Raw genomic sequence first — 13,212 nt, forward strand, 5'->3', positions numbered from 1 at the left:
GTGAGCGTCGTTGGCCGTGCTCCGGGTTGTTGATTCCCGAATCATGTACCAATCGGTCTAGTGATGCAAGGTTTTGACAATTGATGCACTGCAAGTGTTGTCTATATGTGTACTGATCGGTATATTGAACGTATGTCTACGAAGGATTTGTTGGTCGATGCCGCTGCCGATCTGTTGCAGCGGAAGGGCTACGCCGGAACGGGTGTGTCGGAAGTTCTCTCGGCTAGTGCGACTACCAAAGGTTCCTTGTACTTTCACTTTCCCGGCGGCAAGGAAGAACTCGCAGGCGAGGCTCTGAGACGACGTGGCGAGGCAATGGCCGATTTCATCCGGCACCTGCTGGAGAGCTCACCCGATGCAGCCACCGCGATCTCGGCATTCGCCGCCGCATTGGCTGCGCGTTTGTCGGATTCGGACTACGAACGTGGATGCGCCCTGGCTACGGCAACACTGGATGCCGCAACCGAATCCGAGGTCATCCGCGGTGCTTGCGCGGACGGGTACAACTCGTGGCTCGCACTGCTGGCTCAGCGCCTCGAGGCAGACGGTTGGTCCCGCGAAGACGCCGAGTCCGAGGCAATTCTCGCTCTGTCCGCACTCGAGGGCGCGCTGGTCCTTGCTCGGGCGCGTCAGGATCCCGCTCCGCTTCACACTTCGGGTCGGCTTCTGTCCGAACGATTGCGGAACGCGGCACCTCGGCGTTAGTGCCCTGTCAGTCGATGATGCAGTCAGTCGAGGGTGCTGTCAGTCGAAGGTGTCCTCAGTTGAGTACGAGAAGTCCCCAGGCTGATCGAGTAGTACTACTCATCTGATCGGTTCGGCCACGCAGCAAGCTCGAAGCCATGACCACACCGAGCTCTTCCGCCGTCGATCCGCGACTGGTGACCGCCCTCTCGGCCGAGTGCGACAGCATCGGCCGGCAGTTGCGTCACATGGGCCAGAACCTGTCGATCCTGCAGACTCAGCTGGCCTCGGCTACTGCGACCCCGCCCATGCCGGTAGTCCCGGCACCCGCAGCTCCGGTGCCACAGGTGCCGCAGATGCCGCCAATGCGTCCTCAGCAGAGCGTGCCCGCGTGGCAGCCGCCGACGTATCCGGCTGCCGCACCTCGCCAGCCCTGGTGGCAACGCGACGGTGTCATCAGTCGACTCCTGGCCGCGGCCGGTGTTGCCGTCACACTGATCGGCGTCGTGATGCTGCTGGTACTTGCAGCGCAGGCCGGATTCTTCGGACCTCCGCTGCGGGTGCTCGGCGGTGCGCTCCTTTCCGGCGCCTTAGTGTTTGCCGGGGTGCGGGTCCACGGACGACCAGGGGGCAAAGTGGGGGCAATTGCCCTGGCTGCCACAGGTTTTGCAGGGATGTATCTCGATGTCGTCGCAGCCTCCGTTCTCTACGGTTGGGTGACGACACCGCTCGCGGTGGTGATTGCCTTCGGAATCGCCGCCGCCGGCGTTGCCCTCGCCGTGAAGTGGCATTCCGAATCGCTGGCGCTCATGATCGTTCTGGGAGCAGCGCTGCTGGCTCCCGTGTTGACGTCGGGAATATCGTTGACCCTCATCGGTTTCCTCTTCGCGATCCAGTCGGCGACATTCTCCGCCCAGCTCGGTCGTGACTGGAAGTACCTGGGCATGGCGCGCACCGTACCGGTGGTTCTCGCACTGCTCGCAGCGATAGCGTCGGAGTCCATCTTCGGCGAATCCGGTAACAGTGCAGTGCAATTGGTGATCAGTGCCGGCGTGGTTGCAATCGTGGGGGCCGGCTGCGCGATGGTTATGCAGTGGACGGGTTCGCCCTCGCGTGACGGCATTGCAGGGGCGTGGTCCACCGCTACCTTTGTCGTCTCGTCCCTTCCGCTGATGAGCGTCGGAGCCGTGCTCGGGCGCACCGAATCCGCAGTGCTGTACGGAATTGCTGCGGCACTACTTCTTTCGGCTGCAGCGGCGGCCAAGCCTTTGCCGACGCAACTGCGATTCGGACTGGGCGCAACCGGCGCCCTCGCATTGTTGCTCTGCTGCTTCTCCGGGGCGACTGAATCTCTGGTCGTACCGCTGATCCTCACGGTCGGAATGATCTTCCTCGGAGTCTCGCTGTATGCGGGTTCGCGCTTCGTCTTCGCACTCGGAACCGCCTTTGCGGCAATCGGATCGATCGGATACCTCACGACGGTTCCGCCGGAGGCGTTGACGACCGCTCGCGCCGCATCCATGCAACTCGGTGCGATCACGGCACTCTCGAGCCTGACGGCGATAGGTGCACTGGTGATGCTGGTCTGGGCGATTCACCGACTGAAGTTGATTGCCGATTCGAATGCAGCGGTTCTATGGGCGGCCGCAGGGTTCGGTGTCCTCTACGCTGTGACGTGCGCGCTCGTCTCATCCGGCGTCGAAATTTTCGACAGTGCAACCGGTTTCGTTGCCGGGCACAGCGTTGCAACCATCGTCTGGATGCTTGCCGCCACGTCAGCGCTGGTGCTCGGATTGAACAACCGCCAGCACGCTCGCGTCTTGCTCGGAGCCGGGCTTGCTCTCACCTGTGCGGCCGTGGCAAAGCTGTTCCTCTTCGACCTGGCCACACTCAGTGGGCTGGTGCGCAGCGTTGCCTTCCTGGTGGTCGGCTTGCTGCTCCTGCTGGTCGGGACACGTTATGCACGAGCCTTCGCCAAGCAGGAGCAGGTCAGCTTCGCTTCTGGCGAGCGATGAGCTCGCTCACGCTGATGGCGCCTGCGTCGTCAGGCCGGTGCCTGCCGGTGGCGTTGTCGTCGCCGTCAGGGGTGGCGTCCGAGACTCGGGGCTCGTTGGTAGGCGAAGGCGAATCCGTGAAAACCCCGTTACGACGCTCCGGAGCGGTCGGTGGAGGCGGCGACTGGGGGGTCGCCTCCACCGAGGTCGGGGCTGAACCGTTTGTTGCAGAGCCGTTGGTAGCACGGTTTGCGGAGCCGTTCCGGCTCGCGCCGTTGGAGCCTGAACTGCTGCTGGCAGCACCGTTGGTCGCCGAACCGTTTGTCCGCGAAGGCGTCCGGACCACCGGCAGTGGACGTGAGGCCGGGGGAGTCTGTTCCCGGGCCCGCAGGTCCGACAACCAACTCTCGATGGGACGCTCGGCCGGCGCAGCGGGCGTGGGGTTTCTGCGCTTGTCGCTGGCATTCGGTTGCGGCCGGTACGAGGGATTGGGTACAGGTGCCTCGATCAGGTTCTGGGGGGCGCTGGCTGCACTCCCGATATCGAGACGACGTCGCGGTGCCGGCTTCTCCGCGGCGGGAGCCTCCGTGTTGGGTGCCTTGATCGCCATTTCGCTGAGCGGAATGGGCTCGGTGAGAGGATCGGGAACGCGAGGTCCGCTTTCCGGCTGTGCAGCCGGGGCAGGCGGCGGCATGACCCGCGAGGCCGCTTCGATCTTGCGCGGCTGCCCCGGTCCGGCGATCGCACCGACAGGCGCGATCTGCGGGACGTTCGCGAGTACCAGCTCGTTGTCGAGGATCGGCTCGCCCAGCCCGATCTTCTGCTGGATCCGCTTCATCCAGGCCGGAGCCCACCAGCAGTCGTCGCCGAGCAGTTTCATGGTCGCGGGGACCAGGAACATTCGGATGAGAGTCGCGTCGATGATCAGCGCGGAGATCATGCCGTAGGAGATGTATTTCATCATCACCAGATCGGACAGGCCGAATGCGCCGGTGACCACGATCAGAATCAGTGCGGCAGCGGTGATGATCCGGCCGGTATGTGCCGTGCCGATACGGATGGATTCGGTAGTACTCGCGCCCTGCGCTCGCGCTTCGACCATGCGGGAGAGCAGGAACACTTCGTAGTCGGTCGACAGGCCGTAGACGATCGCGATGATCAACACCAGGACGGGAGACATGATCGGTCCCGGCGTGAAGTTCAAGAGACCGGAACCGTGCCCGTCGATGAAGATCCAGGTCAGGATTCCGAGCGTCGAACCCAGTCCGAGCGCGCTCATCAATGCGGCCTTGATGGGCAGGACGAGCGAGCCGAACGTCAAGAACATCAGCAAGGTCGTCAGCAGGATGACGGATACGACCATCAGCGGCAGACGATCGAGCAATGCGTCGACGCTGTCCTGCTCGATGGCCGGAGTACCGCCGACCAGCACAGTTGTGCCCTCGGGCCAGTCCGCGGACCGCAGATAGTCGATGGTGGGACGTGCCTCGTTCCGCTCCGTCAGACCGGCCTTGAGGACGTTGACACCGTCCTTCGTCGCAACCTCCGGGGTGAACTTCTCGACCAGACCCGGCGCAGCATTTGCGGTCTTGGAAATCTGACCGAGGGTGGTGTTGTCGGCTCCCTCGATGACGAGTCGAACGGGCTCGGTGCGATTGCCGGGGAAGAGTTCGTCGAACTGCGCCTGCGCGACACGCGTGGGGCTGTCCGGGGGCAGGTACGTCTCGTTGATACCGCCGAACTTGATGCCCGTCAGCGGAATGATCATCAGCAGTAGAGCCGCGACGATCGGGACCGCGACCTTGAGCGGATGCTGCATGACCCAGCGGGTGAGCTTGCCCCAGAAACCGTTCTCGATTTCCTCGTTGGTCTTGGTCTGGCGCAGCTTCTTGAAGGTCAGCGCGTCGATCCGCTTGCCGAGAATGCCGAGAATCGCGGGAAGAATCGTGATGGACGAGATCGCGGCAAGCATGACGGCAGCAATGGCGCCGTAAGCCACCGATTTGAGGAAGCCCTGCGGGAACAACAGCAGACCGCCGAGGCTGACGGCAACCATGGTCGCCGAGAACATGACCGTTCTACCCGCCGTCATGACCGTTCGGCGTACTGCGGTCGGGGTGTCGTACCCCTCGGCTATCTCTTCTCGGAAACGGCTGACGATGAACAGTCCGTAGTCGATCGCGAGACCCAGGCCGACCAGAGAGACCACGGGCGCAACAAACGCGTTGACCTCGGTGAAGTTGGTGATCAGTCGAATGATGCCGTTGGCGCCGATGACGGTCAGACCGCCGACGATCAACGGGAGGGCAGCAGCGACGACGCCACCGAAGACGAAGAACAGCAGGACACCGACAGCAGGAATCGCGAGCATTTCCATGCGCTTGATGTCGTTGGCCATCGTGTCGTTGAGCGAATTCGCGACAGGTTGCAGGCCGGCGAGTTGCACGTCGACGCCGTCGATGTAGAACTGCGACTCGACGTCGCGGAAGTTGTTGGACACCGCGGTGTCGTTGTCTCCGGCGATCGCGATGCTGGTGACCGCGTGTTGCTTGGTCTTGTCCGCCAGGGCCGCCACCGAGAGACCGTTGTCGACCTTGAAGTACGAGCCGTTGATCTTCATGATCTGGTCGGGGTTGTCGGCGACGAGTCGCTGCAGATTGTCGATGACCTTCGCTTGGAACTCGGGGTCGTCGACGGTCTTGCCCTCCGGCGCCGTGTACAGCGCCAGAACGTCACCCGTCGTGCTGCGTCCGAACGTGCCGTCAGCGAGTTTGGCAGCCTCTACCGATTCCGACCCCGGATCGTCCCAGCCGCTCTGGCTGAGATGATCCTGCAGGCTCAGGCCGTACGCAGCGAGCCCGAGGAGCCCCGCCACCATGACAGCGATGACGGTGAAGCGGGCTCGATAGACGATGCTTCCCCAGCTGGCGAACACTGATCAACTCCTACTCGGCAACACTTTTTCGCCCGATGAGCAGGGCAGAAAGCGGTCGGAACGGCTGCAACCAGGCGCCCTCGTCGGGCAGGGTGTCCAGGCTTACCCGTGGCAGAGGCTCACGGAAGACACCTGGGATGTCCTCGAGATCGACGAAGTCCAAGATATCGGACGACACAGCCCAGCTGGCGTGTTCACGGAACCCGAGAACCTGGACCGGGATACCGGTTGCTGCGATGTCCTCGAGAGGTTCGCGGAACGCTTGGCCGTCGGCGGACGCGACCATGATTCCGGCGAGGCCCTCGCCGTACCGGAGCGCGATGTGCTCGAGCATGTCCGAATCGACATCGCTGTCTTCATCGACCTTCGGCTTGGCGAACACCGCGAAACCCACGTTACGCAAGGCTTCGACCCAAGGACGAACGACGTCGGCGCTGCCGGACGCGATGTTGGTGAAGACGGTCGCTTCAGGCTCGAGCGTGCCGCTGTTCTGTGCGGACAGTTCGGCGGTGCGAGAGAGCAGCCAACGACCCAAAGCGTCGAATCGTGGCCGGTAGGCGGCGGTAGGCCGGCCACCGAGGATGGCGCCGAGGCCCATGTCGAGGTTAGGGGCGTCCCAGACCAGAAGCACCCGCTTGGGGTGGCGGGAGTCACGACCGAAGTCGAGAGGAGATTCCGACGACGTCACGTCGTCGGATAGCTGTTCGCTGACGCTCATGCTCTGATCTTCCCCCATATAAGCTCGGTGATTGCACTTCCGACCTTATGGGCTTTGTCCTCGAACTTGGTGACCGGACGCTCGTGGGTCATCGGAGACTCCCAGTCGAGTGCGGTCAGCAGCGGCTCGGCATTGCCGGCTTCTTCGATCCATTCGGCGTACTCGGCGTGATCGGTTGCCACGTGCAGCACTCCGCCAGGCTTGAGACGGTTGGCGATCAGCGCGAACGTCGGCCCCTGCAGGAGGCGACGCTTGTGATGTCGGGCCTTGGGCCACGGATCCGGGAAGAACACCCGGACGCCCGTCAGCGACTCGGGGGCGACCATGTTCTCGAGTACGTCCATCGCGTCACCGCGCAGTACGCGGACGTTGGGAATCTCTTCGCGTTCGACCTGCTGGAGAAGCTGCGCGAGCCCGGGGCGGTACACCTCGATCGCGATCAGGTTCACGTGCGGTTCCGCCTTGGCCATTGCGGCCGTCGCGGTGCCGGTACCCGAACCGATCTCGATGATCAGGGGTGCTTCGCGTCCGAACCAGGCGTTCGCGTCGAGCGGTGTGTCCGAGACGTCGGCGCCGATGAGCGGCCACTGACGGTCCCAAGCCTGCTGCTGTGCGTCGGTCAGCGCACCCCGGCGAGAGCGAAAGCTGGTCACTCTCGGATGGAGACGGGACCCCTTGGTGTGGTCCGTCTGCCCCGTGTCAGGGGTCTGCGGTGCATGCTGATCGGCTTCGTTCACGAACCCATTGTCACGCATGACCCCCGTTTAGCGCAGACGGGTCTGAAGTTTGAGTTGAGACTTTCCACGGAAAGTCCTGAAACCGTCGACTTCGGACTGTCGGCGAAAGGGCGGTGTCACCTGCCGTCCTTGCCGAGAACCTGACAGAATCTCACCGACACGATGGGGACGTGGGGTGGGGATGAACACAGGATTTGCATGCAGTAATTGGTCACGAATGTTGCCCGCAGAATCGATCGACGACGCCTGCGTGGAGCCGATCGATCAGTTGCGCGCTCTGGCATATCGGCTGACATCGATCGATTCGGGAGCCGCCGAGGCGGTTCACTCGGTGCTCGGATCGCTGACTGCGCCGCTCGAGCTGGTGGTCGCCGGACGGGCCGGGGTGGGGCGGTCGTCGTTGGCGCGGATCCTGGGGCGCGACGACCGGTTCTCGCGCAGAGTTGTCGGCGCACCGGTTGTGGTGACCGAGTCGAGGGCATTCGATGTCCCTGGAACGTCGAACCCCGATCTGGGTCGTCGTTGCGTTGTCTACGTGGTGGTCGACGCGGTCCGCGACGTCGACGGCCGAGCCATTGCTCGAGTTTCCGATCGTGTGGTCGTCGCTGCGAACAAGGCTGACTTGTTCGGTCCGCGCTGGGACGAGGCGCTGGGACGGGCGGCGGAAATCTCGGAGAACGTCGGCGTGCCCACGGTTCCGGTGGAGACACTGACCGGGCGCGGCGTCGAAGAGTTGTTGGCGGCTCTCGGACCTGTTCTGGAGGCGCAGTGGTGGGGCCGGGTCGAGCAGATCGGCCCGGCGCTGAGGCGATCTGCCTCGCGCAGCGCTGCGGGCAGGGACGAGATCGAGTTGTATCTGAGTTCGGACTCCGCGGTGTTGTTCGGCGCTGCGGCGGCGATGATGAGCCCCGAAATTCGAGCCCTGCGTCAAGGCGAGCCTCCCGATCCTCGTACCGCTGACGACGCGGGCACGTGCAGCCGGTGGTGGGGCGAGCTCGTGGACGAGTCGGAACAGTGTCCGCAACAAAGGGTCTCACTGATTCGACGCGGGTATGTGCGTCGGTGGGCGCAGCTCGGAGGCGATCGCTCTGCCCCGGCGGTGACCGATGAATAGCGTTTCGGTACTTCCGGATTCGGTGCTGCGCGTGGTGCAGCGATGGAATCCGGCATCCGATCCGGGTCGCCAGGTCGCCGCCGAAACATGCAGGGGCACTCGCATTTACGTTGTCGGTCCACCAAGGTGTGGACGGGAAGACGTCGCGCAGATGTTCGATGCTTCGGATGATTGTTCGTCAGTGACACGCGAGGTGGACGCCGACGTCGTACTTCTGGTCGTCGACGCCGCCAGTGTGATCGGACGCGAGGATCTCCTTCTCCTCGGCGACGCTGCGGCGCGCGGAACCCCGGTGGTGGTGGCGCTGACCCGCGTCGACGTCTATCGAGACTGGCAGGCGGTGCGCCGGCGTGATGCCGAGATTCTCGCTTCGCACTGCACCGCTTTTGCTCAGGCTCCGGTGGTCCCGATTGCGCCTGGTCAGGAGCAGTCACTCGTTGCGGTCGTGAGCCGGGCGGCACGGGAGAGGGAAGCAGGTGGTTCGGATTCCGGAGTCATCGCACAGACGCGCCGGATGATCGAGATGGAGATCCGGAATCTACGTGACGGTGTTCCTGGTGCCGAACTGCGGGCAGAGCGATCGCAGCTGCTCGCAGACCGTGACGGCCGGCGAGGCGAACGCCTGGTGCAGGTGCGAAGCCGACTGCAACGAGCGCGCGGGGATCTGTCACAACAAATCGCCGAGGCAACCCGGGCGACGGTCGCCGGGGCACGTGCCTGGGTCGACACGGCCTCGCGAGCCGAATTGGGCAGCGTGCCGACGCGACTGCAGCACGAGGTCGACCACCACACCCGGGTGTTCGACGCCGCGATGGCGGCAGCGGTGGAATCTGCGGGGACGAACGGATACATGCCTTCCCCGCAGATTCCGGAGGGCCTGCCGGGCCGTCAGCGCGGAAACGAGGACCGGGTGACAATTCTTGTCGGCGCGTCCGCGGGTCTCGGCCTCGGCCGTATCGCAGTGACTCCGCTGGAAATGATTCCGGCCTTGGAGTTCGCAAGTATCCCCGTGACGTTGATTCTGGGTGGCGCCGCGGCGTGGTGGTTGGCGCGAACTCGCGGGCTGACGGCCGATCGTGCCCACTCCAGGTCGTGGATCGTCGAATCGATGTCGGCGGTTCGCGCTCAGTGGGAGCAGCGAGTGCAGAGCGTGCTGCTCGAGGCCGAGGCGGATCTGGGAGCGGCGATCATGGCGGAGAGTCGCGAGCAGTTGGCGTCGGCGCAGGCTCGAATCGTGGAGATCGACGGTGAACTTCGTGAGCTCGCCGCGGCCAGATCGGGTCAGCTCGCGTCGTGCGAGCGCGACCTCGCCGTTTTGAACACCGCCTACTGATCATTTCGCGAGTGCAGAGTTCTCCACAGTGCGGCAATTTCGGCCACGACTGATCGTCGGGGTCTGGTAATACTGAGCGGACGGTTTCGGTAGGGGTTGCCGAAGCAGTAGGTCACCATCCAGTAGGGGGAGTAATGGAAGCATTTCTGATCACGGCCGGACACATCGACGGGCACGAAGCCGAAGCGCTCGATCCTGGGCGTATCGAGCCCGAGACCTTCGGGCCCGCGTCGGGACCGGTCGATGCCGGCGACCTGAACTTCGACGCCTTCGACTTGGACGGTGACGGAACGGTCGACAGCCGTGTCGTCCACTCCGACGACGCTGTCGTGATCGTGTCCGATTTCGATCGCGACGGTAGCGCCGATCGCCTCACGATGATCGAGTCGGACGGCGACTACTCGGCCTGGGAATGCAGTCGAGACGACGAAGGCGCCCTCGTGTGGCAGAAAATCGATGCCGGAGCGCTCTGAAAAGCTTCCGTTTATGTGCTCTGAGCGCCGGGTAGGCACCTGAACACACCAACTGAATCGTTTCTGTGACATTTCTGACCGCACCCGATTACCTGCAGGTGAACAGCCAGCGTTAACCTCAATACATAGGACACCCGGCGTCCGTGAAATCCACGTGAGTGGATGACGCGGCTGGACCCCGTCGAGAGGGGGACACCGGGATCGACTGGTATCGGGGCGCTGCAGTTCGCATCCGGTGTCACGAGAACCCGGTTCCGGCTCACCCCAGGAGAGTTTGATGACCTCAGCGACCATTCCCGGTCTCAATGGAACTGACGGCACGCCCCCCACGCAGCACAAGGAACTGCTTGCATGGGTGCAAGAGGTTGCCGAACTCACCCAGCCTGATCGCGTCGTCTTCGCAGACGGCTCGGACGAAGAATGGGACCGACTGACAACGAAGTTGGTCGAGGCAGGAACCTTCACCCGCCTCAACGACGAGAAGAAGCCGAACTCTTTCCTCGGCAACTCCGATCCGTCCGATGTCGCGCGAGTCGAATCGCGTACGTACATCTGCTCGAAGGAAGAAATCGACGCAGGTCCCACCAACAACTGGATGGACCCGGCGGAGATGCGCACCCTCATGGGTGACCTGTACCGCGGTTGCATGCGTGGACGCACCATGTACGTCGTGCCGTTCTGCATGGGCCCCCTCGACGCCGAGGACCCGAAGCTGGGCGTCGAGCTCACCGATTCCGAGTACGTCGTCGTCTCCATGCGCGTCATGACCCGCATGGGCAGCAAGGTTCTCGACAAGCTCGGCACCGACGGGTTCTTCGTCAAGGCGCTGCACTCGCTGGGCGCTCCGCTGGCCGAAGGCCAGGAAGACGTCGCGTGGCCGTGCAACGACACCAAGTACATCACCCACTTCCCCGAGGATCGTGAGATCTGGAGCTTCGGTTCCGGCTACGGCGGAAACGCTCTCCTGGGCAAGAAGTGCTACTCGCTGCGTATCGCCTCGGCAATGGCGCACGACGAGGGCTGGCTGGCCGAGCACATGCTCATCCTCAAGCTCATCTCGCCCGAGGACAAGGCCTACTACATCGCGGCGGCATTCCCCTCCGCTTGTGGCAAGACCAACCTCGCGATGATCCAGCCGACCATCCCCGGGTGGCGCGCCGAGACCCTCGGTGACGACATCGCCTGGATGCGTTTCGGTGAGGACGGACAGCTGTACGCCGTCAACCCGGAATTCGGTTTCTTCGGCGTGGCTCCCGGCACCAACTGGTCCTCGAACCCCAACGCCATGCGTACCATCGACCAGGGCAACACGGTCTTCACCAACGTCGCTCTGACTGACGACGGTGACGTCTGGTGGGAGGGCCTCGAAGGCGACCCGCAGCACCTGATCGACTGGAAGGGCAACGAGTGGACGCCCGAGTCGGGCACCCATGCGGCTCATCCCAACTCGCGTTACTGCACCCCGATGTCGCAGTGCCCGATCATGGCTCCCGAGTGGGACGACCCGAAGGGCGTGCCGATCTCGGCAATCCTGTTCGGCGGACGCCGCAAGACGACGGTTCCGCTGGTCACCGAGGCTCGCGACTGGCAGCACGGCGTCTTCATGGGTGCAACGGTCGGCTCCGAGCAGACCGCAGCAGCCGAAGGCCAGGTCGGTACGGTTCGCCGCGATCCGATGGCAATGCTGCCGTTCCTCGGCTACAACGTCGGTGACTACTTCCAGCACTGGATCGACCTCGGCAAGTCCGCCGACGCGTCCAAGCTCCCCAAGGTCTTCTACGTCAACTGGTTCCGCCGCGGCGACGACGGACGCTTCCTGTGGCCAGGCTTCGGCGAGAACTCTCGCGTCCTGAAGTGGATCGTCGAGCGTATCGAGCACAAGGCTGCCGGTATCGACACCCCGATCGGCGTCGTTCCCACCGGATCGGCACTCGACATCGAAGGCCTGGACGTGTCGGACGCCGACATCACCGAGGCCCTCGCGGTCAACATCGACGAGTGGAAGGCCGAGATCCCGCTCATCGAAGAGTGGTTCGACTTCGTCGGCGAGAAGCTGCCGACCGGCATTCGCGACGAGTTCGAAGCTCTGAAGCAGCGGTTGGCCTGATAAACCGCCCCCGTATGTAGTGGCCTGATGCCGCATTGGTTCAATTTGATGAACCGATGCGGCATCGGTCGTCTGTATGCCCTTGCCTGTAGCCGTTAAGCAGTTCAGCCGTTATGCAGTTCAGCCGTAAAGCAGTGATCAGCGAGCGGGTCGACACACTCGATCCTCAGGAGGACCAGATATGAGCGGGATCTACAACAACGTGACCGAATTGGTCGGGCGCACCCCGATCGTGCGGCTCAACCGTCTAACCGAGGGCCTGGACGCACAGGTCGCCGTCAAGCTCGAGTTCTACAACCCGGCCAACAGCGTCAAGGACCGGATCGGCGTGGCGATTATCGACGCCGCCGAGAAGTCCGGTGCACTCAAGCCCGGTGGCACCATCGTCGAGGGAACCAGCGGTAACACGGGTATCGCACTCGCCATGGTCGGTGCTGCTCGCGGCTACAAGGTCATCCTGACCATGCCCGAGACCATGTCCACCGAGCGTCGCGTGATGCTGCGTGCTTACGGCGCCGAGATCGTGCTGACCCCGGGATCCGAGGGCATGGCCGGTGCGGTCGCCAAGGCCAAGGAAATCGTCGAGCAGACCGAGAACGCTGTCTCGGCCAGCCAGTTCGCGAACCCGGCCAACCCGGCCATCCACGAGGCAACGACGGGCGAAGAGGTCTGGGCCGACACCGACGGCGCCGTCGACATCTTCGTGTCCGGCATCGGCACCGGCGGCACTATCACCGGCGTCGGACGCACCCTTCGCAAGTACAAGCCCGAGGTCAAGATCGTGGGCGTCGAGCCCATCGACTCACCGATCCTCAACGGTGGCCAGCCCGGCCCCCACAAGATCCAGGGAATCGGCGCGAACTTCGTGCCCGACGTCCTCGATCGCGAGATCTACGACGAGATCATCGACGTCTCGTTCCCCGATTCCATCGAGGTCGCTCGCGCACTCGGCACCAAGGAAGGCATCCTGGGCGGCATCTCGTCCGGCGCCATCGTCTGGGCAGCACTCGAGTTGGCGAAGCGTCCGGAAAACGCCGGCAAGCTGATCGTGGCTGTCGTGTGCGACTTCGGCGAGCGTTACATCTCCACCCCGCTGTTCGAACACATCCGGGACTGA

General features: G+C 63.7%; 10 protein-coding genes. 7 read left to right on the top strand and 3 right to left on the bottom strand.

The annotated features are described in order from the left end of the window. The first annotated feature begins 132 nt into the window (after positions 1-132). Together ACVZUB_RS05215 and ACVZUB_RS05220 are read left to right on the top strand one after the other, a co-directional pair. Positions 133-705 carry a TetR/AcrR family transcriptional regulator gene (locus tag ACVZUB_RS05215; protein WP_482628201.1) on the top strand — a complete coding sequence of 191 codons (573 nt, stop codon included), beginning with the start codon at positions 133-135 and terminating at the stop codon, positions 703-705. A gap of 137 nt (positions 706-842) precedes the next feature. Next, a complete protein-coding gene (locus ACVZUB_RS05220) occupies positions 843-2,699 on the top strand; it encodes a DUF2339 domain-containing protein (protein ID WP_482628202.1) in 1,857 nt (618 codons plus the stop codon). On the opposite strand, the gene ACVZUB_RS05225 is transcribed toward ACVZUB_RS05220, so the two are convergent. Genes ACVZUB_RS05225 through trmB form a run of 3 tightly spaced genes read right to left on the bottom strand, consistent with a single transcriptional unit; the run spans position 2,674 to position 7,086 of the window. Further along, positions 2,674-5,613 carry an MMPL family transporter gene (locus tag ACVZUB_RS05225; RefSeq protein ID WP_482628203.1) on the bottom strand — a complete coding sequence of 980 codons (2,940 nt, stop codon included), beginning with the start codon at positions 5,611-5,613 and terminating at the stop codon, positions 2,674-2,676. The genes ACVZUB_RS05220 and ACVZUB_RS05225 overlap by 26 nt on opposite strands. 10 nt (positions 5,614-5,623) lie before the next feature. Further along, on the bottom strand, positions 5,624-6,331 hold the full coding sequence (locus ACVZUB_RS05230) for an NYN domain-containing protein (RefSeq protein WP_003945733.1): 708 nt from the start codon (positions 6,329-6,331) through the stop codon (positions 5,624-5,626). Continuing rightward, positions 6,328-7,086: a tRNA (guanosine(46)-N7)-methyltransferase TrmB gene (gene trmB / locus ACVZUB_RS05235; RefSeq protein ID WP_037132323.1), complete on the bottom strand. Its 759-nt coding sequence runs from the start codon at positions 7,084-7,086 to the stop codon at positions 6,328-6,330. Before trmB ends, ACVZUB_RS05230 begins: the two co-directional genes overlap by 4 nt. 199 nt (positions 7,087-7,285) lie before the next feature. Between trmB and ACVZUB_RS05240 the strand changes: the two genes are divergently transcribed. The 5 genes from ACVZUB_RS05240 to cysK all read left to right on the top strand — a co-directional run bounded on the left by ACVZUB_RS05240 (position 7,286) and on the right by cysK (position 13,212). Next, a complete protein-coding gene (locus ACVZUB_RS05240; protein WP_482628204.1) occupies positions 7,286-8,182 on the top strand; it encodes a hypothetical protein in 897 nt (298 codons plus the stop codon). A 181-nt stretch (positions 8,183-8,363) separates the two neighbouring features. Next, on the top strand, positions 8,364-9,515 hold the full coding sequence (locus ACVZUB_RS05245; protein ID WP_482628205.1) for a hypothetical protein: 1,152 nt from the start codon (positions 8,364-8,366) through the stop codon (positions 9,513-9,515). A 134-nt stretch (positions 9,516-9,649) separates the two neighbouring features. Continuing rightward, positions 9,650-9,988, top strand: coding sequence for a DUF6802 family protein (locus ACVZUB_RS05250; RefSeq protein ID WP_063314962.1), 339 nt, complete (start codon positions 9,650-9,652; stop codon positions 9,986-9,988). Positions 9,989-10,265: 277 nt separating this feature from the next. Then, positions 10,266-12,095 carry a phosphoenolpyruvate carboxykinase (GTP) gene (locus tag ACVZUB_RS05255; protein WP_003945806.1) on the top strand — a complete coding sequence of 610 codons (1,830 nt, stop codon included), beginning with the start codon at positions 10,266-10,268 and terminating at the stop codon, positions 12,093-12,095. 181 nt (positions 12,096-12,276) lie between these two features. Then, entirely contained in the window at positions 12,277-13,212 is a 936-nt protein-coding gene (gene cysK, locus ACVZUB_RS05260; protein WP_003945916.1) for a cysteine synthase A, read from the top strand.

This window comes from Rhodococcus sp. OS5 (genome assembly GCF_056837585.1).

Bases quoted from the DNA above. Each gene is read 5' to 3' on its own strand.
- ACVZUB_RS05220 (WP_482628202.1), top strand. From the start codon at position 843: ATGACCACACCGAGCTCTTCCGCCGTCGATCCGCGACTGGTGACCGCC.
- ACVZUB_RS05230 (WP_003945733.1), bottom strand. From the start codon at position 6,331: ATGAGCGTCAGCGAACAGCTATCCGACGACGTGACGTCGTCGGAATCT.
- ACVZUB_RS05240 (WP_482628204.1), top strand. From the start codon at position 7,286: ATGTTGCCCGCAGAATCGATCGACGACGCCTGCGTGGAGCCGATCGAT.
- cysK (WP_003945916.1), top strand. From the start codon at position 12,277: ATGAGCGGGATCTACAACAACGTGACCGAATTGGTCGGGCGCACCCCG.
- trmB (WP_037132323.1), bottom strand. From the start codon at position 7,086: ATGCGTGACAATGGGTTCGTGAACGAAGCCGATCAGCATGCACCGCAG.
- ACVZUB_RS05255 (WP_003945806.1), top strand. From the start codon at position 10,266: ATGACCTCAGCGACCATTCCCGGTCTCAATGGAACTGACGGCACGCCC.
- ACVZUB_RS05250 (WP_063314962.1), top strand. From the start codon at position 9,650: ATGGAAGCATTTCTGATCACGGCCGGACACATCGACGGGCACGAAGCC.
- ACVZUB_RS05215 (WP_482628201.1), top strand. From the start codon at position 133: ATGTCTACGAAGGATTTGTTGGTCGATGCCGCTGCCGATCTGTTGCAG.